General features: G+C 54.9%; 25 protein-coding genes. 8 read left to right on the top strand and 17 right to left on the bottom strand.

What is annotated here, in order from left to right; genetic code table 11:
• Positions 1 to 240: 240 nt before the first annotated feature.
• Genes BUB22_RS13300 through BUB22_RS13285 form a run of 4 tightly spaced genes read right to left on the bottom strand, consistent with a single transcriptional unit; the run spans position 241 to position 4,063 of the window.
• Positions 241 to 687 (bottom strand): hypothetical protein, encoded by a 447-nt coding sequence (locus BUB22_RS13300; protein ID WP_073115869.1) that lies wholly within the window; start codon positions 685 to 687, stop codon positions 241 to 243.
• Entirely contained in the window at positions 684 to 2,540 is a 1,857-nt protein-coding gene (locus BUB22_RS13295; RefSeq protein ID WP_073115867.1) for a c-type cytochrome, read from the bottom strand. The genes BUB22_RS13300 and BUB22_RS13295 overlap by 4 nt, the downstream gene beginning before the upstream one ends.
• Complete coding sequence (locus tag BUB22_RS13290; RefSeq protein WP_073115865.1) at positions 2,537 to 3,412, bottom strand: 4Fe-4S dicluster domain-containing protein; 876 nt, start codon at positions 3,410 to 3,412, stop codon at positions 2,537 to 2,539. The genes BUB22_RS13295 and BUB22_RS13290 overlap by 4 nt, the downstream gene beginning before the upstream one ends.
• Before the next feature lie 3 nt (positions 3,413 to 3,415).
• The gene (locus BUB22_RS13285; protein ID WP_175547300.1) at positions 3,416 to 4,063 is read right to left on the bottom strand and encodes a cytochrome c3 family protein; all 648 of its coding nucleotides are present in this window, start codon (positions 4,061 to 4,063) and stop codon (positions 3,416 to 3,418) included.
• A 238-nt stretch (positions 4,064 to 4,301) separates the two neighbouring features.
• Here BUB22_RS13285 and BUB22_RS13280 point away from each other — a divergent pair, with 238 nt between their 5' ends.
• Positions 4,302 to 4,580, top strand: coding sequence for a type II toxin-antitoxin system RelB/DinJ family antitoxin (locus tag BUB22_RS13280; RefSeq protein ID WP_073115860.1), 279 nt, complete (start codon positions 4,302 to 4,304; stop codon positions 4,578 to 4,580).
• Positions 4,550 to 4,777: a type II toxin-antitoxin system YafQ family toxin gene (locus tag BUB22_RS13275; protein ID WP_073115858.1), complete on the top strand. Its 228-nt coding sequence runs from the start codon at positions 4,550 to 4,552 to the stop codon at positions 4,775 to 4,777. Before BUB22_RS13280 ends, BUB22_RS13275 begins: the two co-directional genes overlap by 31 nt.
• Before the next feature lie 9 nt (positions 4,778 to 4,786).
• Here BUB22_RS13275 and BUB22_RS13270 read toward each other — a convergent pair whose 3' ends face one another.
• Together BUB22_RS13270 and BUB22_RS13265 are read right to left on the bottom strand one after the other, a co-directional pair.
• Complete coding sequence (locus BUB22_RS13270; protein WP_073115853.1) at positions 4,787 to 5,158, bottom strand: c-type cytochrome; 372 nt, start codon at positions 5,156 to 5,158, stop codon at positions 4,787 to 4,789.
• Positions 5,159 to 6,208, bottom strand: a complete 1,050-nt coding sequence (locus tag BUB22_RS13265; RefSeq protein ID WP_073115851.1) for an NAD-dependent epimerase/dehydratase family protein — start codon at positions 6,206 to 6,208, stop codon at positions 5,159 to 5,161.
• A 52-nt stretch (positions 6,209 to 6,260) separates the two neighbouring features.
• Here BUB22_RS13265 and BUB22_RS13260 point away from each other — a divergent pair, with 52 nt between their 5' ends.
• The 3 genes from BUB22_RS13260 (at position 6,261) to BUB22_RS13250 (ending at position 7,688) form a co-directional block, all read left to right on the top strand.
• A complete protein-coding gene (locus BUB22_RS13260) occupies positions 6,261 to 6,932 on the top strand; it encodes a tetratricopeptide repeat protein (protein WP_073115849.1) in 672 nt (223 codons plus the stop codon).
• Positions 6,933 to 7,095: 163 nt separating this feature from the next.
• Positions 7,096 to 7,392, top strand: coding sequence for a type II toxin-antitoxin system RelE/ParE family toxin (locus BUB22_RS13255; protein WP_073115847.1), 297 nt, complete (start codon positions 7,096 to 7,098; stop codon positions 7,390 to 7,392).
• Positions 7,393 to 7,394: 2 nt separating this feature from the next.
• The gene (locus BUB22_RS13250) at positions 7,395 to 7,688 is read left to right on the top strand and encodes a hypothetical protein (RefSeq protein WP_073115846.1); all 294 of its coding nucleotides are present in this window, start codon (positions 7,395 to 7,397) and stop codon (positions 7,686 to 7,688) included.
• A 74-nt stretch (positions 7,689 to 7,762) separates the two neighbouring features.
• On the opposite strand, the gene BUB22_RS13245 is transcribed toward BUB22_RS13250, so the two are convergent.
• From BUB22_RS13245 to BUB22_RS13230, 4 genes are all read right to left on the bottom strand, one after another.
• Positions 7,763 to 8,929 carry a phosphoglycerate dehydrogenase gene (locus tag BUB22_RS13245; RefSeq protein WP_073115843.1) on the bottom strand — a complete coding sequence of 389 codons (1,167 nt, stop codon included), beginning with the start codon at positions 8,927 to 8,929 and terminating at the stop codon, positions 7,763 to 7,765.
• Between the two features lie 66 nt (positions 8,930 to 8,995).
• The gene (ispG, locus tag BUB22_RS13240; protein ID WP_073115841.1) at positions 8,996 to 10,735 is read right to left on the bottom strand and encodes a (E)-4-hydroxy-3-methylbut-2-enyl-diphosphate synthase; all 1,740 of its coding nucleotides are present in this window, start codon (positions 10,733 to 10,735) and stop codon (positions 8,996 to 8,998) included.
• A gap of 84 nt (positions 10,736 to 10,819) precedes the next feature.
• Entirely contained in the window at positions 10,820 to 12,541 is a 1,722-nt protein-coding gene (locus BUB22_RS13235; RefSeq protein WP_073115839.1) for an HD domain-containing phosphohydrolase, read from the bottom strand.
• A gap of 3 nt (positions 12,542 to 12,544) precedes the next feature.
• Positions 12,545 to 14,239: an HD domain-containing phosphohydrolase gene (locus tag BUB22_RS13230; protein WP_083535547.1), complete on the bottom strand. Its 1,695-nt coding sequence runs from the start codon at positions 14,237 to 14,239 to the stop codon at positions 12,545 to 12,547.
• Between the two features lie 139 nt (positions 14,240 to 14,378).
• Between BUB22_RS13230 and BUB22_RS13225 the strand changes: the two genes are divergently transcribed.
• Positions 14,379 to 15,125 (top strand): glycosyltransferase family 32 protein, encoded by a 747-nt coding sequence (locus BUB22_RS13225; protein ID WP_072810245.1) that lies wholly within the window; start codon positions 14,379 to 14,381, stop codon positions 15,123 to 15,125.
• A gap of 118 nt (positions 15,126 to 15,243) precedes the next feature.
• Here BUB22_RS13225 and BUB22_RS13220 read toward each other — a convergent pair whose 3' ends face one another.
• The 4 genes from BUB22_RS13220 to BUB22_RS16450 all read right to left on the bottom strand — a co-directional run bounded on the left by BUB22_RS13220 (position 15,244) and on the right by BUB22_RS16450 (position 20,222).
• Positions 15,244 to 17,166, bottom strand: coding sequence for an FISUMP domain-containing protein (locus BUB22_RS13220; RefSeq protein WP_139259004.1), 1,923 nt, complete (start codon positions 17,164 to 17,166; stop codon positions 15,244 to 15,246).
• A 62-nt stretch (positions 17,167 to 17,228) separates the two neighbouring features.
• Positions 17,229 to 19,451, bottom strand: a complete 2,223-nt coding sequence (gene pnp, locus BUB22_RS13210) for a polyribonucleotide nucleotidyltransferase (RefSeq protein ID WP_371586890.1) — start codon at positions 19,449 to 19,451, stop codon at positions 17,229 to 17,231.
• A gap of 57 nt (positions 19,452 to 19,508) precedes the next feature.
• Positions 19,509 to 19,781 carry a 30S ribosomal protein S15 gene (gene rpsO / locus BUB22_RS13205; protein WP_072810239.1) on the bottom strand — a complete coding sequence of 91 codons (273 nt, stop codon included), beginning with the start codon at positions 19,779 to 19,781 and terminating at the stop codon, positions 19,509 to 19,511.
• A gap of 90 nt (positions 19,782 to 19,871) precedes the next feature.
• Complete coding sequence (locus BUB22_RS16450) at positions 19,872 to 20,222, bottom strand: hypothetical protein (protein ID WP_139259003.1); 351 nt, start codon at positions 20,220 to 20,222, stop codon at positions 19,872 to 19,874.
• Between the two features lie 330 nt (positions 20,223 to 20,552).
• Between BUB22_RS16450 and BUB22_RS13200 the strand changes: the two genes are divergently transcribed.
• Positions 20,553 to 21,383: a PDDEXK family nuclease gene (locus BUB22_RS13200; protein WP_073115829.1), complete on the top strand. Its 831-nt coding sequence runs from the start codon at positions 20,553 to 20,555 to the stop codon at positions 21,381 to 21,383.
• Positions 21,384 to 21,562: 179 nt separating this feature from the next.
• Here BUB22_RS13200 and BUB22_RS13195 read toward each other — a convergent pair whose 3' ends face one another.
• Entirely contained in the window at positions 21,563 to 22,660 is a 1,098-nt protein-coding gene (locus BUB22_RS13195) for an FISUMP domain-containing protein (RefSeq protein WP_083535544.1), read from the bottom strand.
• Positions 22,661 to 22,755: 95 nt separating this feature from the next.
• Here BUB22_RS13195 and BUB22_RS13190 point away from each other — a divergent pair, with 95 nt between their 5' ends.
• Positions 22,756 to 23,718, top strand: a complete 963-nt coding sequence (locus BUB22_RS13190; protein WP_073115825.1) for a DHH family phosphoesterase — start codon at positions 22,756 to 22,758, stop codon at positions 23,716 to 23,718.
• Between the two features lie 31 nt (positions 23,719 to 23,749).
• Here BUB22_RS13190 and BUB22_RS13185 read toward each other — a convergent pair whose 3' ends face one another.
• Both BUB22_RS13185 and BUB22_RS13180 read right to left on the bottom strand, forming a co-directional pair.
• Entirely contained in the window at positions 23,750 to 24,388 is a 639-nt protein-coding gene (locus BUB22_RS13185; protein ID WP_073115823.1) for a LysE family translocator, read from the bottom strand.
• Positions 24,389 to 24,441: 53 nt separating this feature from the next.
• Positions 24,442 to 24,825 (bottom strand): zinc ribbon domain-containing protein, encoded by a 384-nt coding sequence (locus BUB22_RS13180; protein WP_073115821.1) that lies wholly within the window; start codon positions 24,823 to 24,825, stop codon positions 24,442 to 24,444.
• Between the last annotated feature and the right edge of the window lie 54 nt (positions 24,826 to 24,879).

The raw sequence follows: 24,879 nt of genomic DNA, 5'->3' as shown, positions 1-24,879 counted from the left end.
TTGTAGTTGACTTTTGCCATTGTTTTACCTTTTTGGGGTTGCGCAATGAATATAGTAGCTTATGCTACCCTCTTATTAAACTCCTGCATGGTCCATTCTCGGTTAATATTTTGTTATAAATCTAAAAAAGAGTTTACCAACACCAATAAAAATGCTTACATAATTATCACAATAAAGGGGGTACGGCCTTTGACGGGAGGCTACCGGCTCTTGTTTGTAAAGTTTTTGTTACAAAATCAACTAAAAGAACACCCAAACAGCAATCCAGTAAGCCATCAGGGCGAACTCCATGCCCTGCGAGATGCGCGAGAGGAACGTGGAGCCGAACACAGAGACGGCGATTGCCAAGAGGCGCGTCCACGGCATATCGAAGCCGTGGTAGAAAAGCGATACGGAGCCGAAGAACTCAACCCAGAACCACATGACCTGAGCCATGAGCAGGTAACGGCGGCGCTTGACGGGCAGGGCCGTCGTAGAGAAGCACAGGGCCAGTGCGAACATGCGGAAGGGGTAAGATTCCATCGCAGGGTCGTTCATGTCGCCCGAGAAGTAGGCGTAGACGCAGAACACGACTACGGCGGCAAGCAAGAAGAACGCCTCCTTGAACAGGCGGATGGGGCGGCGCCAGAAGAACTGGGCCATGGCGAGCGCGAGGAGGCAGGCGACAGCGTTCATCAAGGGAATCATCGTGCCACCTCCGATACGTTGTTTATTTCGGGCGTCGAATCGTTTATCTCGTGCGTCGAATCGTTTATCTCAGGCGCCGACTCGTTTATCTCGGGTGCAGTTTCGTTTATCTCGGGTGCAGGGATGTCCGCCGGGGCAAGCGAGCGCATGTATCGCACTAGGGCGCGGGCATCCGCTTCGGTTATGCGGTCAGCATACGGGTTCATGTTCGTGCGCCCGTACATAATCACGTGTACCAGGGAATCCTCCCCGAGGGAATCGAGACGAGCCGCAGTCAACTTTTGCGGAACCGGGTAGAACTCGCGGACAAACTTCGCGTTGAACTTGCCGTCTATTCCGTGGCATCCGCTGCATCGCGCGTTCCATACCGCGCGCGTCCGCAGCGTATCAAATGCGCCCGCTATTTTCGGGCCATCAGGTGCAATGGCATTTTTCGGGGTGTCAACATAGCTCGTGAATTTCGATGGCGCAGACGAATCGCCCGCATAAAACACTCCCGCAAAAAATGCAAACATAAGCACACATACAGCAAAGGCGATTTTCAGGTAACGGGAACCGCATCCATCTGCATTGTGCGCCGAAACCGCTTGCCATACCGGGCGTATGCATAGGGCAATAGCGGCCACCAGCGCCACAATCGGGTAGAATAGCGGGGCAACGTTCGGGATAGCGACCGCCACCGTATCGAACACGGGCTGCGACACCGCCCAGAGCGTGTAGACAAGCGCCACGAGCACGCCCAGCAACAACGGGAAGCGTAACACGATAAACTCGCGACTCGTGAGCGGTTCCGTATGGGGTTCCACAACCGGCGCAGAAGCCTCTTCCAGTTCGCCGAAAAGAAGTTCCCCACCCTCGATGGGCTTACGCAACTTTACACGCAAAATCACAAGCAACGTTGTAAACAACCCGATGGAAAAAGCGACAAGGCCCGCATCGACATACCCAAAGCCGCGCGGTTCGGCGGGCATTACCAGGTAGAAGCGTTCCAGCCAGAGCCCGAGCAGCACCGAGAGCGAAACCGCAAGCCGCCCGAACGGGCTCACGCGCACGGCAGACACCCACCAGAGCTGCGGCAACAGCGCCCCGAACGCGAACACCGAGAAGTTCCAGTCCCCCTTCAGCGCGAAGTTCCACGCCCAGAATACGAGCATCACGAAAGAACCGACCATCATGAGTTTTTCGAGCAGGCGCACGCGGCAGCCTTCCGCAACAAGCAGCACGTTCACCATCGCAAGGCCCGAATAGATGGCACCCGCGATAAAGTACAGCGGGAAAAACGCCCCGCGCCACTCGGGCACGAACGTCACCGCAAAATCGAGACTCACAATCGTGTGCACCCAGAGCACCAGCGGGAACAGTAGCCATGCCATCGGGCGACGCACATCTTCCAGCGCCTGCGACCTATCCGCAAACAGGTGAATCGCGAAAAACACGAGCGAGAGCACCGCATAGATGGCGATGCAACAGAAGTCCCAAACCAGCGGGGAACGCACGTTCGCGAAAATGCCGCGCGCATCCAGGAACGGGATGACCATGTAGAAGTTTTCCACAACGCCAAGATGCATGAGCGGGAAAACGGCGGCAACCACGATCGCACAGAGAGTCGTGAGTTCGGCAAGCATCGAGGTGCGGCGATCGAGCGGCACTCCAAGCGCAAGGAGAATCGCCGAAATGAGCGTACCCGCATGGGCGATGCCTATCCAGAATACGAACAGGCTTATGGGTGTCCCCCAGAAGGTATGCGCGTCCAGCGACCACACGGCAGGGCCTTCCCAGAGGGAATACCCCAGCGCGGCAAGGCCGGGCAACAGGAGCGCAAGCCCCGCATATAGGAGAATGCGGAAAATCAACGACGCCCCCTCATGTAGACGATAGACGGGTCAAGCGCCGCAATAGCCTTCGGGGCATAGAGCACGCGGTTCTTCGCGGCCCTTACCAGCGGGGAACCTTCGTCGAGCCAGTTGCCGAATATAATCGCGTTCTTGGGGCAGGCGGCGGCACAGGCGGTGGTCACGCCGCGCCCGCGGAAACTTTCTCCCGGATGGAGCGCCTTGAAGTCGTGGCGCGCATCCTGCAGGCGCTGCAGGCACAGCGAGCATTTTTCCATCACGCCCTTCTCGCGCACGGGAACGCCAGCGTTAAACTTGAGCGAACGGCCCGAAGCCACAGGGTCATCGAAATTGAACTTGCGGGCATGCACGGGGCAGTTCGCCCCGCAGAAGCGGCTCCCGGTGCAGCGCTTGTACATCATCGCAGAGACGCCATCGGGAGTGTGGTTCGCGGCCCCCGTCGGGCAGACTTTCTCGCAGGGGACATCCCCGCAGTGGAAACACATCGCGGGCGCACCGCCGCACATCTCTATCCAGTGCATGAATTGCCCGCGGTTCGCACGCTCGGGAGCACTAAGCGGGATGTTGTTCTCCTGGATGCAGGCAAGCACGCACTTGCCGCAGGCATCGCAAGCATCCAGGTCGATAGCCATGCCAAAACGGTTCTCCTGCGAGGCACCGGGAGTCTTGAGCGCTGCGGGCATCGGCACACGCACGAGTTCCATACCGGGCTTCATCTTCGAGAGGGCGAGCTTCACCTCGTTCTCGAAGTCAGCGAGCTTGAGGCGCGCGCCCTTGACCGGCATATCGCCGAGCAAGCCGTCGCGGCACCCGAACAGGGCAAAACCCGCTACCGTCGCCGAAAGGATTTTCAAGAACTCGCGCCTATCCATAAACTACCTGTGGCACGCGGCGCAGTACGTGGCCGCCCGCCTGAAATTCTTCTGTTTGAACGTTTCGCCCCTGTGGCAGGCGAGACACATCTGCATGCTGAAATTTTCGCCGCCGTACACGTCGGCCTTCACGCCGGGCTGAGCTCCGGTCGCGCCCGTGGAAAAGGGCGCGCCAGATTTTGCTTTCGCGCCGGAACCGCCCGCGAAATTGCGGTGACAGTCCGCGCACTCCACCCCGGCGGCCGCGTGTACCCCGTGGTGGAACACCACGTGCTCCGGCAACGCGGACTCGTGCTTCCAGGGGTATGCCGGAGCGGCGGCCAGCGCCGAATCCAGCTTCTCGATTCCGGGATTTTCGGTGAGCGGCAGGCGGTGGCAATCCATGCAATCCGCCTTTGCGGGCATATATGCGCGCGCCCCGGACGCAGCACCCGTATGGCAGTGGCTGCAATCGAGCCCGATGTTTTCGCCGTGAAGCTCGTGCAAAAAGGCTATCGAATTCGGGCCGCCCGCATCGGCACCCACTCGCACAGGAGTCGCCTTCTGGCCGAACAAAAAGTCCGCCAAAAAGAACATGAAGGCAACCGCAAAAACGAGCCCCGCCCACTTGAACGGGGTTACTCCGAAAGATGCGCCTTGTCGTTTAAACACACTCATCCCTTTAGCGTAAATCTAATTAAGAAAAGCCGGCCGGGCTCAAGAAAAGCCCGTTTTTTGTAAAAAAACGTCTGTAACCAAAATTTTCTGGCTTATTTTGGCCGCGAAACCGTTTATATAGGTAGATAGGGAGCCTTTTTCCTATTCGCCGCACCGGGCAACCCGTGCATTTTTACAACATATATACAACAAACGCTTTACATTTGGAACTTTTTGTTGTATATTTAGAGGTATGAGTACCGTGGTTACAAATATCCGAATAGATAAAGAGCTCAAGGCTCAAGCTACCGAACTCTTCAACGACCTGGGATTGACCCTTTCCCAGGCGTTCACCGTTTTCCTGAAACAGGCCGTGCTGCATCACGGTCTCCCGTTTGCCGTCACCAGGCCCCCGTCCAAAGAACTCCTCGAAGCGATCAAGGAAGGTGAGCAACTCGCCCACGACCCCAACGCCAAGACGTACGCTACGCCACAGGAACTTTGGGACGAGTTGGGCATATCCAAAAGTTAAAAGATATCGTTGATATCCTAGCCAAAGGAGAGCCTTTACCTGAGTCATATAAAGACCATCCTCTTGTAGGCAACTGGGTTGGCCATAGGGAACTGCATATAGAAGCAGACTGGTTGTTAATCTACAAGATCGTGGAAAATGTTCTGATCCTCGAACTTGTCGATACCGGGACGCATTCCGACCTGTTCGGGAATTAACGTTTCGGCTTATTTCGGTCGGCCCGGGTCGTCCGGGTGCTCCAGAATATACAGCAGCCACGACGCCATCATCTTCGCGTCGGCTTCGCTCATGGGCGAAATTTCCATCGGGTCCCACTGGTCGGGGTGCTTGGGCTCGGGCTTCATCAGGTACTGCACCAGAGCCTCGGGATTCTCCACATACTGCGCAACGTTATCCTTCATGGGCGGGGCCGCGAACTTGCGCGCCCAGCGGTGGCAGCCCTTGCACTCGTTGTTATAGTATTCCGAGGCCTTCGCCTTGAGTTCGGGCGTCACGGCAGGCAGCACAAACACGTCCGCCGCAAAAAGCGCACAGACAAGCAACAGTACCGCAACAATCGTCCGTGAACCGCGCATCATCTACCTCAGTGGATTCTTGTCGCTCTTGTACCACTTCATGAACTCAGCGATACCGTCGTGCAAGCTCCAGTGGGGCTTGTAGCCGCATTCCGCCTCGAGTTTCGTAGTATCGGCGTTCGTCTGGTAAACATCGCCCGGCTGCATCGGCAGGAATTCCTTCTTCGCGGGCTCACCATAGGCGTTCTCGATTTCGGCGATAAAGTCCATCAGTTTTACCGGGTGGCTGCAGCCGATGTTGTACACCTTGTAGGGCACGCCGTTCGGGCATTCCGCGGCGACAGGCATGTGGTCGAGCGCATGAACGCTGCCTTCGGCGATATCGTCGATATAGGTGAAGTCGCGGATCATGTCTCCATTGTTGAACACCTTGATAGGCTCGCCCTTCGAGATAGCGCGGGCAAAGAGCATCGGGCTCATGTCGGGGCGGCCCCACGGGCCGTAAACCGTAAAGTAGCGCAGTCCCGTCGCAGAAATCCCGTAGAGTTTCGAGTAGGCATGCGCCATCAGCTCGTTACTCTTCTTGCTTGCCGCATACAAACTAACTGGATTGTCGACCTTGTCATCCTCGCTGTAGGGCACCTTGCTGTTGAGGCCATACACAGAACTCGACGAGGCGTAGAGCAAGTACGGCACGCTGTTGTTGCGGCATGCCTCCAGGATGTTCAGGAACCCGACCATGTTGCTCTGCATGTAGGCATACGGGTTCGTGATGGAGTAGCGCACGCCCGCCTGCGCCGCGAGGTTCACCACCTTGTCGAACTTCTCGGCGGCAAACAGTTTGTCGATGGATTCCTTGTCGGCAAGGTCCATGCGCACGAAGCGCGCACCCGCAAGCGTCGAACTTTCGAGCATCTGCCCAAAGGGAATCTCGGCAAGCGCGCCTCCGTTCGCAGAACGGAAACCGTTTTCCCACAGGCGCCCGTACTTGAGGCGCACATCGTAATAGTCGTTGATGTTGTCAAGCCCGACAACCTCGTCCCCGCGGGCCGAAAGCATCGTCATGATCTTCGAGGCGATGAAACCCGCCGCACCTGTCACAAGAATCTTCATTTCAGTAGTCCTATTTTGTAAAGAAAAGTAGAAAAAAACTATAATTAGAGCCATGAAGAAAATCTTATTTACCCTATTGGCCTTATATTTCGCGCAAGCATTCGCCGACACACCCGAAGAATGGATTGCAAGGGCGAACAAGGCGATAAAGACAGAAATCCGGGCATCGAGCAACTCCATACACTCAAAGTATTCCCTCGGGAGCCTCCAGGATGCATCCGCAATCCTGGATTCCGCACTCGAGCGGTTCCCGTACCGGATTGACATCTGGCTCGGGCAAGTCCAACTAAACGGCGAAATGGAAAACTGCAAGGCGCAGGCCAGGTATTTTGAGAAAATCCATGAACTGCTAAAGACGAAAAAAGACAAGTGCGAACTCAAGGGCGGGCAAAAAATCGACAATGCAGACGATCTCCTAGAAAAGGAATTCACGATTGCCGCCAGGCAGCATTTCGATAAGGAGAACGACGCCTGCTACGAAATGCTCGCACGCCAAATGCTCAAGTTCCTCCCCAACAGCGTAGAAGCACTGAACGCCATGAGCGTGGTGCACCTGCTCCAAAAGAACGACAGCGCGATAGTTTATCTGGAAAAAGCCCACAAGCTGAACCCGTCAGACTGCATCGTGATACACAACATTGCAGAATTCTACAAGCGCAAAGGCAACCAGAAAAAGCACGAAGAATACACGATGAAAGAAGCACTGATGTGTAGGCAGAAATAGACTACAACTGCCAGAAAGGCATCGTAAACAAAAATTTCAGCATCATTTTGGCTCATTTTCGCCGCGAAACCGTTTTATAGGTAGGGACACTACCTTTTTTCGGGTTTTGCCCTGTTATAACTTGAAAATGTTGACAATTTCAAAATTTTAGAGTATATTTAATATGATTTTTAAAGTTGAAAAACTTGATGTTGTAAATGGAGAAATTGCAGAACTCCAACAGGAACAGCAAGACCTGTTAAAATCAGAATACGAACTGATTGAGACAAAGGGAATTGAATTTGTTCGTGTCAAACATCTGCAAGGCAAAATTTTCGAGATAAAGTCGAAGAACTTGCGCTCTTTGTTTAGGTATCAAGAGGGAAAAATCATTCTTATAGGCGTAGTTTTTGTCAAGAAAACACAAAAGACGCCAAAGGACAAAATCAAACTGGCCAAGCAGCGGCTAAAGGAGATGTAACGATGTCGTATGTCTATGTCAAAGATTCCGAAGGTTATGTCTTCAAGAAACTCAAGTCGGAAGTCTGCAAGGGCGAGAAGATTATCACGGAGAAGGCATACCGTAAAGCCTCCGGCCTGGCGGCCTATGAAAAGGAGTTCGGGCACGGCGGCGCTAGAGAAAATGCCGGCAGAAAACCCAAATATTCCAAGCCATTGACTATCCAGATGCGCGTTACGCAAGAGGAAAAAGAGTTCCTCGCCTACGCCCGTGAAAACGGGCTCAGTTTCGCCAGCCTGATGAAGACGGGCTTTTAAATACATATAAAAATCCCCGCTCGTAGGCGGGGATAAATTTTGGCTAAAGCGAGGGGGATCCCTCCCCCACCAGATTAGAAGTGGATCACGCGGACCTTGATGACCTTGTCGAGCTTGGAGAGCTTCTCGATGATGGAGTCATCCACCTTGCTTTCGACGTCAACGAGGTTGTAACCGATCTTGCCGTTGCTCTTGTTGCTGAAGCTGGCAATGTTGATGCCTTCGGCGCCGAACACCTTCGTGATTTCGGAAATCATGTTCGGAACATCCTGGTTGATGACCACGACGCGGCTCTTGACGCCAGCGTGCGGGTGATCGACGAGGGCCGGGAAGTTCACGGAATTGCGGACGCAACCGAATTCGATGTAGTCCTTCAGTTCTTCGACGGCCATCACGGCGCAGTTCTCTTCGGCTTCTTCGGTAGAAGCGCCGAGGTGCGGGAAGCAGGTCACCTTGTCATTCTTGATGAGGTCGGCATCCGGGAAGTCGCAGAGGTAGCCCTGGAGGGAACCGGAGGCGAGCATCTCGTTGACCGGGGCCATTTCCACAATGCCACCACGGGCGAAGTTCATGATGTAGCTGCCCTTGAAGCCGGCGAGGTTCTTGCGGTTGAGCAAGTTCTCGGTAACGCCCTTGATGAACGGGACGTGCACGGTGAGGAAGTCAGACTTCGCAATCACGGTGTCGAGGTCGGCGATTTCCACCTTGTTGGAGAGTTCGTGCATGTTGGCGGCGTTCGGATACGGTTCGTAAGCGATGACGCGCATGTTCTTCCAACGGGCATAGTTGGCGACGAGCACGCCGATCTTGCCGAGGCCGATGACGCCGAGAGTCTTGCCAGCGAGTTCCATGCCGGCGAACTTCTTCTTGCCGCTTTCAACGGTCTTCGCGAGGTCCGGGTCGGTGGTGTCGAGGTTCTTGACCCAAGCAGCGGCCTTATCCACGTTACGGACGGCCATGCCGAGCACGGTCATCACGAGTTCGGCAACGGCGTTGGCGTTTGCACCCGGCGTGTTGAACACGCAGATGCCCTTCGCGGAGGCCTTGTCGATGGTGATGTTGTTCACGCCAGCGCCGGCGCGGGCGACTGCCAGCAGGCCGTCAAAGTTGTCGGTATCAACCTGGGCGGAACGCACCAAGATGGCATCCGGCTTCTCGACGGAGTCGGAAACCTGGTAGAACGAGCCAAACAGGCTCAAGCCTTTCTTGGAAATGTTGTTCATCGTCTTAATAGTTGCCATTTTTATGTCCTTTGTTAATGTTTAAAATCTTTTCTTCAATGTCATCCTCGCGAAGGCGAGGATCTTTTAAGGTTCCTGCCAGCGGCCTCTTTCCTTAATCAAATTCACGAGTTCCTCGATGGCGTCCTCTTCGGGGATGTTCTTCTTGACCGCCGTCTTGCCTTCGAACAGCGTAATGCGGCCGGGGCCACCGCCCACGTAGCCGAAGTCGGCGTCTGCCATTTCGCCCGGGCCGTTCACGATGCAGCCCATGATGCCGATGGAAATGTCGGAGAGGTGACCGAAGCGGGCCTTGATCTTGCCCATCACCTGCTGAATATCGTAGAGGGTGCGGCCGCAGCTCGGGCAGCTGATAAAGTTCGTCTTGCTGCGGCGGCAGTAGGCGGCCTGCAGAATATCGAATGCAAGGAGCACGCATTCCTTAGCGCCCTTGTAGCCGTCAATCACGACGGCATCGCCAAGACCGTCCGTCACGAGGCTTCCGATGTCGGCGGACACGCGGAGCATGTCGCGCTCGCTGTCGTTAATCTTCGCGTAGAGCAGTATCGGGTCTTGGCGACCTGCGGCTTCGAGAGCAGCGGCAAGGGCGCGAACGCCGGAAACCATCTCGGCGCCGGTGTAGCAGAACACGGAACCTGCGGGCACGCTCGCCGGATTCGCGGCGAACCCCGCGATGTCCATGGCATCCTTGAACTGCACCACGGGGGCGGCTTCCAGGCTCGGCAGCGCAAATTCCGCATTGCGGCGTTCGCCGGTAAGTGCAATCGCATCGGCCTTCACGCCGACCTTCACCGGACTATTGCCACCAATTTCCACGCCGGAAACAGCGACGGGCATCGTCGCCCTGCGTTCGTAATGGTACGGGTCCTTCTCCAAAACCGGCACGTTGTATGCCGTCGGAGCAGCAGGCAAAGCGCAGGCCTTGATGAGTTCCTGCGCCACAGGGACTTCGGCCACCGGATCTTCGGTCAGGGACACGCGTATCGTATCTGCCAGGCCATCGAGCAGGAGTGCGCCGATGCCCGCGGCCGACTTGAGTCGTCCGTCGGCACCCGCGCCCGCTTCCGTCACGCCCACGTGGAACGGGTACGGCTTGAAGCCTTCCTGCTTGATACGTGCGGCGAGCATGCGGTAGGCGGCAATCGCCACGCGCGGGTTGCTGCTCTTGAGGCTCAATACAACCTGGTCAAAATGTTCGGCTTCGCACACGGCCAGGTATTCCATGGCACTTTCCACCATGCCTTCCACCGTGTCGCCATAGCGGTAAATCATGCGGGCCGCGAGCGAACCGTGGTTCACGCCGATGCGGATGGCGCGTCCCAGGCGCTTGGCCTCTTGCACAAACGGAGTGAAGGCCTCGGCAACCTTTTCCTTGCCCTCGTCAAACGACTTGTCCGTCTGCTGGTCGAGCGTCAAAATGCCCGTATCCACGAAGTTACCCGGATTGATGCGGACCTTCTCGACCCACTTGAGCGCCTCGAACGCGGCCTTGGGCTGGAAGTGGATGTCGGCGGAAACCGGCACCGTGCAACCGGCGGCACGCACCTGCTTCATCACTTCCTCGAGTGCGGCAGCATCTGCAAATGTCGGAGCGGTAATGCGAACCAGGCCACAGCCCACCTTGGCGAGCGCAAGCGTCTCGGCCACCGTCTTCTCGACGTCTTTCGGCTTGGTGGTGGTCATGGACTGAACTAAAATGGGGGCGTTGCCCCCTATCAAAGCCTCGCCAACGCGGACTTGTACAGTTTCCCTGCGGACGGCGTTGAAGCGGTCGGCAACGTACGGGAATTCGCTAAACTTTGTCATGCGTACAAAGATAGAAAATTTAAAGATCCCCGCCTACGCGGGGATGACAATATGCCTGCGCGGGGCCACAAAAGCGGGCTATTTTTACTTTTCGTTGGACTCCCAGCCGGGGCTATTCCTGTAATAGTTCTCGAGTTTTTCGCGGCATGCGACAAAACTTGCCTTGAGTCTCGGGTCAAAATGCGTCCCCATGGAATCCATAATCAAATTGTACGCTTCCTCGAACGACATCTGCTCCTTGTAGCAGCGCTTGCTCACCAGCGCGTCGTAAACGTCCGCAATCGCCATTACGCGAGCCTCGAACGGGATATTCGCGCCAAAGAGCCCGTACGGGTAACCGCTCCCGTCAAAACGCTCGTGATGGAAGCAAGCGATATTCTTCGCAATCTCCACAAAGAAGGGTTCCTCGATTTCGGAAAGCAGGTTCTCCACGATGGCGGCCCCCTTCTCGGCATGAGTCTTCATCACCTCGAATTCTTCGGGCGTAAAGCTGCCGGGCTTGCGCAGGATCTTGTCGTCAATCGCAATCTTCCCGAGGTCGTGCATCGGCGCCGCCGCAATCAGCGCATCGTAATATTCCTTCGTGCGCCCAAAACTGGAATCCTTCCTGAGCTCTTCGGCCAGGATTCCCGCGACTGCACTCGAGCGCATGATGTGCCCGCCCGTATTGCTGTCGCGGCTTTCGACCATCTTCGCCATGCCCACAATCATCTGCTCCTGGATGGCGTGAATATGCCTGTCGTTATCCTTGATGACGTCCTTGAGTTTCGTGTTGTGCGTATCGAGTTTCTTGATATAGCGCTGCAGCCTGGTTTCATCTTCGATGCGGAACAGCACGATATGCGAAATCTTGTTGCGGGCGACCTTGCGCACGCACACCCTATAGTTGCGCCTCCCGTACGCGAAGTAGCTGTCGCTCGGGGAATCCTTCCTCACGAACGATTCCATCAGCGAGCCAAAATGCTTGGAGATTTCAAGATCTTTCGGCATCGCCCTATCCACGCGGAATTCACCAAGTTCAGGGAAGAACTTGTACGCAATGTCGTTGCACCCGAGGTAGATTCCCTTGTCCGAGAAGGCCACAAACGCGTTCTGGTTTTCCGCCTCGAGCGATTCCAGCATGGCATCCGAGATATCGCCCATCCTTACGCGCAGGCACACGAAGAACAAGATGAACTCGTCTATCACGTACACAAGCGGCACCACCATCGTATCGCTCCCGATCTCGCGCGAAATAAGGAACGAGATGATGGAAATGAGCGTCATGAGGGCAACCGCAATCAGGTTCTTGTAACTCACGTTTATGCGGGTGCGGGCCGCGTAGGCGATTGTCACGATATTTGCAAGCGTATAGCCCACCAGCACAACATTCCAGAGGAAATGCAGGGGGCCGTATTCGCAGGCGCAGTACGCCACACCGTACATGTGCGTGTACGTGACCGACTTGTAGTAGATATCGCTATGCCCTATGGTACACGAAAGCAGGAGCACAGTAACCGAAAGCGCCCCCAGCAGGAGTTTCGCCCAGTCAGGGAAGTTGAACTTGCAAATGCGCAGAATCACAAAATACTCGAACATCGGCAAGAACACCGAACCCAGGTAACACGCCTTCGTCGCGATAATGACCGTTTCTTCCGATTCGGCAAGCGCCCCGGTGAGGTAGCCGACGTTCGCCACCAGCACAGATGCAAATATGGACGCGAAATAGAAATTCAGCTGCTTGCGGTACAGGAGTACCAGCGCGAACAGGTTCAGGAACGAGACCACGCACATCAGCACCAAGTAAGAAATCACCATGTTTTCCATACGCTAGTGCTCCACCGTCCTGTAGTATTCACGAAGCTTGGCCTCGCAATCCATGAAATACTTCTGGAGAGTCGGGTCAAACTGGGTCCCCATCCCCGCAAGGATAATCTCCCCCGCCTTGTCGTACGACATGCTGTCCTTGTAGCAGCGGCTGCTCACCAGCGCATCGTAAACATCGGCGACTGCCATGATGCGGGCTTCCACCGGAATCGCGTCGCCCTTCAGGCCAAGCGGGTAGCCAGTCCCGTCAAAACGTTCGTGATGGAAATTCGCCACGTTCTTTGAAAGTTGCACAAAGAACGGGTCTTCGATACCCGAAAGCAGGTTCTCGACAATCACCGCTCCCTTCTCGGCATGCGTCTTCATTTGCGCAAATTCGCTGTCGGTAAAGCGCCCCGGCTTCCGCAGGATTTCGTCGTCGATGGCGATTTTCCCGAGGTCGTGCATCGGGGCCGCCGAAATAAGCGCGTCGTAGAAGGAATCCGTCCGGGAATAAGCCATGTCCTTCCGCATCTCGGAAGCCAAAATGCGAATCACCTGGCTCGTGCGCTTGATATGGCCTCCCGTATTGCCGTCGCGGCTTTCGACCATATTCGCCATGCCTACAATCATCTGTTCCTGGATGGCGCTCACCGCCTGCGCGTTCTGCTCCACGACCTTCACCAGCTGGTTGTGGTCCTTGCCCAGCATGTCCACGTACATCTGCACCTTCGTGTCGTCCTCGATGCGGAACAGGCAAATCTGCATTACGTTCCATACCGGAATAATGCGGGCGGTACACCTGAAATGACGGTTGGCATACCAGAACTTGAGGGCATGCCGCAACCTGGTGTTTACCGCCTGCTCGAGCAGCGGCTTGAAAAGATCCCCCATCTCGTGCCCGCTCGGGATAGGCAGGTCCACGCGGCACTGCGCAAGTTTCGGGAAGAACTTGAGCGCGATTTCGTTGCAGCCGAGATATTCACCCGTGGAAGTAAACGAAACAAATGCGTTCCCGTTGTCCTTTTCGAGCGACTGCATCACGCTACGCGCAATATCGTACCATTTCACGTTCAGGCTTATGTAGAGCAAGAACACCTGGTCCGCGAGATACACGAAGGGCATGCAGAGCATGTCGTTTTCCATGTGCCTCGAAATGAAAAACGACGACACGGTGACAAGTTCCAGCATGAACATCGCAAATATGTTCTTGAGCGAGACAAACCGGCGCATCATGCAGGCGTGCACAATGACCCCGATATCGAGTACGGCGTACAGGATAATCATCACGTTGAATACGTCGTGACCCCAGCCGTAGGTCGCCACGTAGTTGCCCGCCCCGCTCTGCACCACGAACTCGACGGTCTTGTAGTAGATGTCGCTATAGCCCACCGTGAACGAGAGAAACAGCACAAAGCAGCTGAACACAATCAGGAGAATGCGCAACACGGGGAGAATCCGCAGGCGGCAGACTTCCGCAAGCGTAAAGAACATGAGCATCGGCAAGAACGCCGAGCCGAGGTAGTTTATCTTGTTCGAAAGGATGGCTCCGTCAACCGATTCCGAGAACCCCAGGAGCCAGTGACCGAAACAGCTGACGACGATGGCGACAAACGTAAAGAACATGTAATTGTTCTTCTGTTTGCGGAAAAGTTCCAAAAAGACAGCGAAATTCACTATCGATAAGACAAACGCCAATGTCAATAAATGCTGTCCCATTACTTACCTTGTTAGAAAAATATAACAAAAAAGGCCACTTTTACACATTTACGTGCATTTTTTCACACAAAATCGCAAAATAGGGGCTACGCTCGGTCAAAAAAAATGTTAAAATATGGGTATAGACGGAGCAAATCGTATGATCCCGAAGATATTTCATTATTGCTGGCTTTCGAACGAACCTTTTCCGGAAAAGGTTCAACGTTGTATGGAATCCTGGGAAAAGTTCCTGGGCGACTACAACTGCATTTTTTGGGATTACCAGAAGGCCAAGGCGACAGGCATTCCCTGGATTCTTGAAGCCATGGAACAGGGCAACTGGGCGTTTGCCGCCGACGCGGTGCGCCTGTACGCGCTCTACACCGAAGGCGGAATCTACCTGGATTCCGACGTACAACTGCTAAAGTCGCCCAACGAACTGCTCGACCGCAAGTACATCCTCGGGTACGAGAATGGTTCCAAGCGAATCGAGCCTTCGTTCCTCGGGGCGGAGAAGGGCTCGCCCATCATCGGCGAGGCGCTCAAGTACTACACCGAAAGGCATTACGAATACAGCGAGGAGAAGGTGGAACAGCTCGTGCTCCCGCAGATTCTCGCGAACGCCTGCGACAAGTTCAACGGGCTGGATATCCTGCCCGAATGGTACTTCTCGCCCAAGCGCTTCTTGGACGGGGCAATCAATACCGCCGACGAAACGGTGAGCATCCACCACTTCGGGAGCAACTGGCGCCCCGAGAACATCCGCATCGGCATGAAGCGCAGGCAGTACATCTTCAAGAAGTTCCCGCGCCCCATCGCCGAACTGCTCGCCGTCCCGACCACCTTCTGGTCCGACATGAAGGCCCAGGGAATCGGCGCAGCGTTTAAGCACCTATTCTCTAAATAGCGACTAGGGAGGGCGACGCCCTCCCTAAGACCCTCCCGACACTCGATACAAGTATCTTCGTGGGCGCCTAGCCGGCGCAGTATGAGACTAGGGAGGGCGACGCCCTCCCTAAGACCCTCTATCTATTCTTGACGCACCTGACAGACACGAGCGCGCCTTCATGAAGGTACGCATCAACATCGAGATACATTTCGACTGTTTCGTTAAATAAAATTAAATTTATATTCACATCAGGGCTATCGAGCGCAGCGATATACGTCTGGTAGCCAACCCCGTCAAAAGCGCCTTTTTCCTTATAACCACAGGGCATCACCGACAAGCCATACTGATCAGCAAACCTTCCAGTAAAGAGGTCGGACTCCCAACCGAAGCGCGATGCGATATACTCCGGACGGCTAGTGCTCAAGAAATGTTTTATTTCCGCTTGTGTCGGGATATGCCAACCTTCGGGGCAAATTCCCTGGTGATTCCGTTGAATATACTCTCGAATAATGTAGGGATTACTCATGTCGATACCTCCGTTGATATTCATGATGGCATGAATATCGTAGAGCGTCCCGCAAACATCGCAGTATTCGGCGCTATCCTTGTAGCAGGCATACTTGTCCTTCATGTTTTCGACCAAGCTGGAATCTTCCAGGCTATTATCGACATATCCCCGAAAATCCAGATTCTGCGCCATCCAGACCATACCTTCGGCTGCTATCGTCTTATAAACCTTCCCGTCTCGCGGGTCTGTCACAGTGCCGTATTCGTGTTTCGGACTCAGCACGTAGTCCTTGTCGATATCCCAGCTCCAGCCCTGAGTGTTGATCCATTCTCCCTTCTTATTGCAGAAATACATATCAAAGCCCTGGTTTCCCAACTTGTATCCCGGAGTAGTACAAGGGCGTTCCCACTCGTAGGTATCAACCTCATAGGTATTCAGATGCCTCCATTCATGGTTATCGCAGATCATGCGTCTTGCTCCAACGCAACCAAAGTCAAGCGTATCGATCACCCCTTCGTTTACCGCGGTGCATTTTTCGCGTCCACTCAAGGAATCACATACAGGGTACAACCTTTTATAAACGGCCGAATCACAGTAAACACGGCTCCTTACTTCTGGGCAATAGCTTAAACTAGTCTGAATATCTTTATCTATAATACCGGCGACACCAAGAGGGTCTACCGTTATTTCTCCCGTGTTAGTGTATTGACCGAAACCATACACACAGGAAGGGGCATAAAACAGCAGATTAACAAAGGATTTTGCCCACAGCGCACTATCGCTTTTGTCCGCCTCCAAATTGATTTTTTCAAGATTATGGAATCTCACGTCACCGAGTATAGGGCGTTGTACTTCGTTTTCCGCCTGAATTTTCGCCTGGTCAAAAGAGGTATTTGTCGTGTTGATTAAAGCTTCGATTCTTCTTGAAATAGTCACTGAAACCGGATAAACGTATAACGTATCCACACCGGCAAGATTGGCATAAATGCTTTGGCTAAATCCTGTTTTTTCTAGCGTTATTTTAGCATAGTTCAAATCCAAAGGAAGATTCTTAACGACGATGGCAAGCGAGTCAAGTGCGCCAGAATACTTGGTATCACTTTGAGGGTGCAAAGTTGCATCAAGACTTTGGACAGAAGCATTAGTAAAATTAATGGTTACCTCCATATAAGTCTTTATTACAAGTTTTCTTCCGGTATCGGCAGACGACGATGAAACTTTTCCGCTCGAAGACGACACCGCAGACGACGAGGAGTTCGTGCCGGAAGAACTTACAGCCGAGGAATTCGCGCCAGAAGAAGAATTCGGTCCAGACGACGAAGACTGCGCGCCCGAAGATGACGAGACGCCATCCACAGAGGACGGCCCGTTCGAAGAAGAACTACGGGTATCGGAATTCCCTTCGCTATACGGATCCTCTTGCGACAGGCTATCTTCAGCAACCTGACCATCGTCACCATCTCTGGATACCGGGGTGAAAGATTCGTCGTCACCACAAGAGGTCAAAACGACAAGGAACAAAAATGGGATAAATATTTTCAAAACCTTCATGCAATCCAATATAAAAAAACGGCCGCGTTTATCACGCGACCGTTTCTGCAAATTTGTCTTGATTAGCCTTCAGCCGGTGCTTCGGGTGCAGCAGGTGCTTCAGGAGCGGCATCAGCAGCCGGAGCTTCAGCAGCCGGGGCAGCCTTCGGAGGGAGCAGAGCCTTCATGGAAAGCTTCACCTTGCCCTTCGGGTCGACACCGAGGCAGAGCACTTCGACTTCGTCACCCACGTGAACGACGTCTTCGACCTTATCGACGCGGTGGTCGGCAAGTTCGGAGATGTGCACGAGACCGTCGCGACCCGGGAGGATTTCGACGAACGCGCCAAACGGCTGGATCGTCTTGACCTTGCCCTTGTACTTGCGGCCCGGTTCGGGTTCGGCAGTGAGCTCTTCGATCATGCGGCGGCAGACTGCAGCGGCCTTGCCACTCGGGGCGGCAATGTCGATGTTGCCATCGTCGTCGATGTTGATCGTGCAACCCGTCTGGGACTGCATGCCCTTGATCACGGAGCCACCGGAACCGATGACGTCGCGAATCTTGTTGGTCGGGATGCGCATCTTGATCATGGTCGGAGCCTTCTCGGAAACCTTCGGACGCGGAGCGGCGAGGCCGAGTTCAGCCATCTTGCCGAGAATGTGCAGACGGCCCTGACGAGCCTGTTCCAGAGCTTCACGCATGAGTTCCGGCGTAATGCCGCGGATCTTGATATCCATCTGGAAGGCAGTGATACCTTCGGCAGTACCCGTCACCTTGAAGTCCATATCGCCGAGGTGGTCTTCCGTACCGGTGATGTCGGTCAAGATCTTGATCTTGCCGCCTTCCTTCACGGAACCCTTTTCGGAGATGAGGCCCATGGCGACACCTGCGACCGGAGCCTTGATAGGAACGCCAGCGTCCATCAAGCTGAGGCAGCCACCGCAAACAGAGGCCATGGAAGAAGAACCGTTGGATTCCTGAATTTCGGAAACCACGCGGATGGTGTACGGGAAGTCTTCCGGCAGCGGAAGAACGGCAGCGAGAGAACGTTCGGCGAGGTGGCCGTGACCGATTTCGCGGCGGCTCATGCCGAGGCGCTTGCATTCACCCACGCAGTACGGCGGGAAGTTGTAATGCAGCATGTAGCTCTTGGAGCCTTCGCCCTGCAGGCTTTCGTAGCGCTGTTCGTCGGCCTTGGAGCCGAGCGTGCAGACCACAAGACCCTGGGTTTCACCACGCTGGAAGATTGCAGAACCGTGAGCGCTCGGGAGAACGCCGAGTTCGATTTCGATCGGGCGGACTTCGGTCGTAGTACGGCCGTCGAGGCGCACGTCTTCGTTCAGGATCATTTCGCGCATGGCAGTGCGTTCGTAGTCGCTGAAGATTGCCTTAGCGTCTGCAACGAGAGCAGGATCCTGTTCTTCGTCCTTGCCAATGATGGCGAGAATGCGTTCGTCTTCGAGCATCTTCGCGCAGAGGTCTGCCATAGCCGGATAGAAGTCGGTCTTCACCATGTTGGAGTGGACGTCCTTATTCAGTTCGTCCCACACGACATCCTTCACCGTGGCGAGAAGCTTTTCGTGGGCTTCGCCAACGTGCTGCGGCTTGAGTTCCATCTTGGGCTTAGCGCAGCGGTCCACCAGTTCCTGTTGGGCCTTGCACATGAGCTTGATGGCTTCGTGACCGGCGAGAATTGCGTTAATCATCGTGTCTTCGGACACTTCGTAGGCACCGCCTTCCACCATGCAGACGGAATCTTCGGTACCGGCGACCACCAGGTCCAGATCGGCGCAGGCCATCTGTTCGTAGGTGGGCATCACGATGTTCTGACCATCGACCACGGCCACGCGCACGGCGGCAACCTGCTGTTCGAAGGGCAGTTCGGAAAGACCGATGGAGAGGGATGCTGCAGACACGCCGAGCACATCCGGTGCAAACTTGCGGTCAGCAGAAAGAACCTGCACAATCACCTGGACTTCGCGCGTGAAGTTCTCGGGGAACATCGGGCGAATCGGGCGGTCGATGATACGGGCAGAGAGAGTTTCCTCGTCGGAGGGGCGACCGGCTTCGCGCTTGTTGTAGCCGCCCGGGAGGCGACCGGCAGCGTAGGCCTTTTCGCGGTATTCGACGGTCAGCGGGAAGAAATCGCCTTCCTTCTCTTCGCCGTAGCAGACAGTAGAGAGCACGAACGCGTCGCCCATCTTGGCGACTGCGGCACCGCGTGCCTGCTTGGCAATACGGCCCGTTTCGAACGTGATGACGCGGCCGTCAGGGAGCGTAACCGACACTTCCTTCGGGTCGAGCATCTTGCCGTATTTTTGATGGTATGCGTCAATAGACATAGATTATCTCCAGTCCGCAGATTAGCCGCGGAGACCGAGTTCCTTGATGAGAGCACGCTGAGCGAGAATGTCCTGCTCACCGTAGTACTTGAGGAGGTTGCGGCGCTTGGCAACCATGGCAGACAGACCACGGAGGGAGTGGAAGTCCTTCTTGTGGCTCTTGATGTGTTCCGTCAGATTCTTGATCTTTTCCGTGAGGATTGCGATCTGGACGCGGACGTTACCGGTGTCCTTTTCGTTTGCACCAAACTTGGCGGTGAGTTCTGCAGCTTTTTCCTTAGTGATAGTAGCCATTATAGCCATTCCTTTTTTTTGATTGTTGTTTCATTACAAGTTTTTGTCCGAGTTTCCCTGCTCTTGCACCAGTGGAATTGGCGAATCTGGTCACAGGACCCAGTCAAAAATGCAATTTGGGGGGAAATATAGTAATTTGGCTGGCTGGCAATGGGGTTTTAGAAGCGGGAACCGCTCCAAAAGGGTGAATAGGGCCGCTGAAAACGCGGGTGCGGCGACTTGCAGGCTGATTTCGGGAAATTGCGGGCTGATTTCGGGAAATTGCAGGCTGATTTCGGGGCGAAAATGGCCGAGCCGCGGGAAATCGGGAGCAGAATTCGGCAAATTGGGGGCGAATTTCAGCAAATTGGGGATTAAACGGGGCGTTTTTAGCCACTTCAATCCCCAATTTTCAGAACAAACTAACAAGATTTTTGCATTTTTCGCGCTTTCGAGACCCAAAATCGCATCCAGTGGGGATTAAATCGGCAATTTTGGAGCATTTTATCCCCACCTTCCCTGCATTTTCGCCCGCGACAGCACATACAAACTAAATTTTTGGGGATTGAGCAGCGGTTTTTCAGCACATTTAATCCCCAATTTCGCAATTTTTCTTCACTCGCACGCCGAATCACGCAAGAAATTTGCACTTTTCGCCTTTTTTTTCGAAAAGCGACTCAGAAGTTGCTTTTCGCCGCAACTATTTTGTATTTTCCAAGCAATGAGGCTCAGCCCTCGTTGTGTCGCGATGCGAATGCACGCCTTTTCTTATATGGTTAACCCTATGTCCACATGAACAACCTGGAGCTCATCCATCCCGATGACCTGCAACAACGCATGCAGGCGCAATCCGAAAAAATCTTCGACACAATCACCCGCCTGCGCTCGCGCGTGGCAAAAGCCCCGCCGGGGCGACTCCGCACAACAATCCGCGGGAACAAGCCCCGGTACTACCACATAACAGACCCCAAAAAGGCGAACGGCCAGTATATTCCCCGCGGCGAAGAAGCCCTTGCGGCAAGGCTCGCCCAAAAGGACTACGACACCACACTGCTTCCCCTGTTGGAGCGGCAACTGGAACTCGTCAACAACTTCATCGACGAATACCACCCGCAAGCGCCCGACGACGCGTACGCGGATTTGCCCGATTGCCGCCGGCAGTTCGTGACACCCGCGCGACTTGCCGACAGCGAATATGCAAAGCGCTGGCTCGCCGTCCCCTTCAAGGGCAAGTCCATCGCAGAAGACCGCCCCGAATATGCGACCGCCCGCGGCGAGCGCGTCCGCTCCAAGTCCGAGGTCATCATCGCAGACACCCTCCTGCGCATGAGCATCCCGTACCGCTACGAGTTCCCGCTGAAACTGAAATTGCCGCACGAAAAAAGCGCGACGTTCTTCCCCGACTTCACGTGCCTCAACCTGCGCACCCGCGAGGAAATCCTGTGGGAGCATTTCGGCATGATGGACGACAGCGACTACGTCCGCAAGGCAATGGACAAGCTGGACATCTACGAAAGAAACGGGATTTTCCCGGGAAAGCGCCTGATTATCTCGCGCGAGACGACCGAAAAGCCGCTGAACGTCAAGACCATCCAGAAGTTGGCGGAAGAATACCTGCGGTGAAACCGATTGATTGTCCGGAAGGGGCCACCTGCGAACGCGCATTTCCGAGCACGTTCTTGGACATGATTTTCGCCTTTTTAGTTAAAACTTTTTGTGTGGAATTTGAAGAAAATTCCATTTGGGATATACAAAGTACAGCGCACTTGAAAGTGCGCTGTGCCTTGTGTCAAAATTTTTGATTATTCAACCTTCACGCAACGGACTGAGAGACCATTTGTTTTAGCCATCTCATAGGTACTGAAAATTTCTCCAGTTTTTGCTGTACTCGAAACAAAGGCCCCTTCAGCAGGAGCATCCACTCCTTCTTCAGTATAAAACCAGCCAGCGGCTTTCCCTATATTTTGGAGTTTACGATTCAGCACATACCCGGCGCCGACAAGGGAATAGCCTGTGTAGTTATAACCACCAAAACCTCTAGCCCGGACATCTTCAATACCATGTTCGGCGTTTTCCGATTTCAATACTATATAAAAATCGTCCTGGGTCAAGAGCCGCCAGCCGTCGGGGCAGATTCCCTGGTGATTCGGCTGAATCAAGTCGGCGCAGCTCTTGGTATTGCACTCGCTAGGCAGCTGCATCATTTCGGCCCACTGGTACAGGGCGCCGTAACGGTCGCAATTTGTAGTGTCCCTATCGTAGCAGTAGCGTTCAATCGTCGTATCATCGGCCTGATCTTTTGTAATGCCAACCATCTTGCCGATATTGAGGTTCTCGGCCATTACGGTCACGGAGTCCGCTTCACCGTCCTTGTTCTTGCCCCTTATCGTAAGGTAATAATAGCTACGGCCATTGCGTTCGTCCGTAAAGGTCTTGTAATCTTGTTTTTTGACATGTGTGCCAACACCATCACCCATATCAATCAAATGATCATACGGCACATATTCGCTGCTACTCGACACCGACGAAGAACTCGATTTCGCGCTTGATGACGACTTTGCAGAACTGCTGCTCGACAGATCCTCGACCGGAGCCGAGGATGACGAACGCACGGAGCTGCTGGATAGATCCTCGACCCCTTCGGCTGAGCTCAGGGCAGGCTCCGCCGAGGATGACGAACGCACGGAGCTGCTGGATAGATCCTCGACCCCTTCGGCTGAGCTCAGGGCAGGCTCCGCCGAGGATGACGAACGCGCGGAGCTGCTGCTAGATAGATCCCCGGACGAGCCGGGGATGACAGAAGAAGAGGAATCTTCATCCCCCGGCCGAACGAAACTGCTCTCGTCGTCGTCACAGGCGGCAAAAAATGCGAGAGCCAATCCCAGCAAAAAACGCTTCATACAGAAAATCCTCCTACGTTACGTTGTATATTTAGCAAAATTTCCTTCTAGCCTCCACCCGGTTTTTATTATATTCCCCGCAAAAAGGATTGAACATGACGATTGACGAATTCCTGGGCGAAGCGAAGACGGTGGCGATTTTCGGGCACGTGAGGCCCGACGGCGACTGCGTGGGCAGCACCACGGCAATCTACAACTACATCCGCGACAACTTCCCGGGAATCCGCGCGGACCTGTTCCTCGAGAAGTTCCCCGAGAGCTACCGGATTCTGCGCGGGGCAAGCGATGCGCGCGAGGCCTACACCGCGGATTGCAACGGCGGGCAACCCTACGACCTCGCCTTCCTCATGGATACCCCGAGTTTCGAGCGCGTGGGGGCGAACGGCGCGGAGTGCATCCGTGCCGCGAAAAAAACGATAAACATCGACCACCACATTTCTAACCCGCTGAATCTGTGCACCCTGAACCTCGTGGAACCCGAGGCGAGTTCCGCATGCGAGGTGCTGTACGTGAATCTCGACAAGGCGAAGGTCGGGCGCGAGACCGCGAACAGCCTGTACCTGGGCATTGTGCACGACACGGGCGCCTTCAAGTTCAGCAGCACGGGCAAGCGCACCATGCAGGTGGTCGGCGACCTCATCGAGAAGGGAATCGACTTCGCGAAAATCGTGAACGAGACGTACTACACGCGCACCTACAAGCAGACGCTCGTGACCGGGTTCGTGATGCAGAACTGCAAGCTCGGGCTCGGGGGTAAAGTGGTCTACGCCCACATCACCCCCGAAGACATGGAACGCTTTGGCGTTACGCCCGTGGAACTCAGCAACGTCATCGACACCGTGCGTGAAGTCGGCGGCACCGAAGTGGCCCTGTTCCTGTACCCCGTAAACGGCAAGTACAAGATTAGCCTGCGCAGCAACTACATCGTGGACGTGAACGCCATTGCCCGCGAGTTTGGCGGGGGCGGCCACACCCGTGCCGCCGGCGGCGACACCAGCGACGCGCCCGAAGTTGCGATTGAAAAGATTCTTGAATTGGTGCAGAAGCAACTCACCTAAATGGAGATCCCCGCCTCCGCGGGGATGACCGTTAGAGCGCGAACAGCGCAATGGCGAGGGCGACAAACACGCAACCGCTGAACCAGTTCAAATTGCGGTTCGCCTTCGGGCTGTTGAGCATGAATTTCTTCACGGCGCCCGCAAGTAGCGCGATGGAGCCGAACACGATGAAGGTCGCCGTCACAAATTCCGCCCCGAGAACTACCATCTGGAGCGACGGGCTCATATCGCGGCTCATGTCAACTGCCGGCGGAATAAACGAAAGCGCAAAAACAACCGCCTTCGGGTTCGTAAGGTTCATGATGATGCCGCGAAGGTAGAGCCTGCGGAACGAAAGGCCCGCGCCCTCCCCGCCCGCGCGCATCTCGCCAGCATCACCCGCGTCCAGTTTCACCACTCCGGCGCGGACCTGGAAACTCTTGTACGCGAGGTAAAGCAGGTACGCCGCCCCGCAGCACTGCAACACAAAAAATGCAATCGGGCTAGCCGCAATCAGCGCGGACACCCCCACAATCAGGAGCACCGTCTGCACGCAGATTCCCGTGCACAGCCCGCAAATCACGCTAAATCCAGCACGCGCGCCGTGGGTTGCGCTCTGGGCGAGCACAAACAGGTTGTCGGGGCCGGGGGCAAGCGCCACCACGAGGGCTGCTATGAAAAAGTTAAACATCTAAGTAGATCCTTCGACTCGCTACGCTCGCTCAGGATGACACAACGGAGACTTTACAATTTTTCCAGGAAGCTATCCACATCCATCTCGTCGAGGCCCTTCTGCAGTTCTGCAAGCGCCTCGTCGGATATCGCGACAGCGGATTCAGACTCGCGTTCCTCGGCGCGGGCGTTCGACTCGTCCACAAGCTTCTTGAGGGACGCAGCGACCTCGCTTACCTCGCCCTCGCGCTTCATGACGGCGCTCAGCACGCGGTTCAGGCGTTCGCGGAGGCGCGCAAACTCCTCCCGGTCCAGTTCCGAAGTCACTCCGGCCATGTGCATCAGCGGGGTCTTGCACTTGGCACAGGCAAAGACCATCATGGACGAGGGCTCCCCGTCCAGCATGACGTTGAAAGTGGACCCGCAGTGGGGGCAATCGATACGCAATTCACTCATGCCCCATAATGTAGAAATTTCTGGCAGTCCAAAGCCAACGCAGGCACAATATTT

It is taken from the genome of Fibrobacter sp. UWCM (genome assembly GCF_900129735.1).
Classification (GTDB): domain Bacteria; phylum Fibrobacterota; class Fibrobacteria; order Fibrobacterales; family Fibrobacteraceae; genus Fibrobacter.
This window is presented reverse-complemented; position numbering and strand designations above follow the sequence as displayed.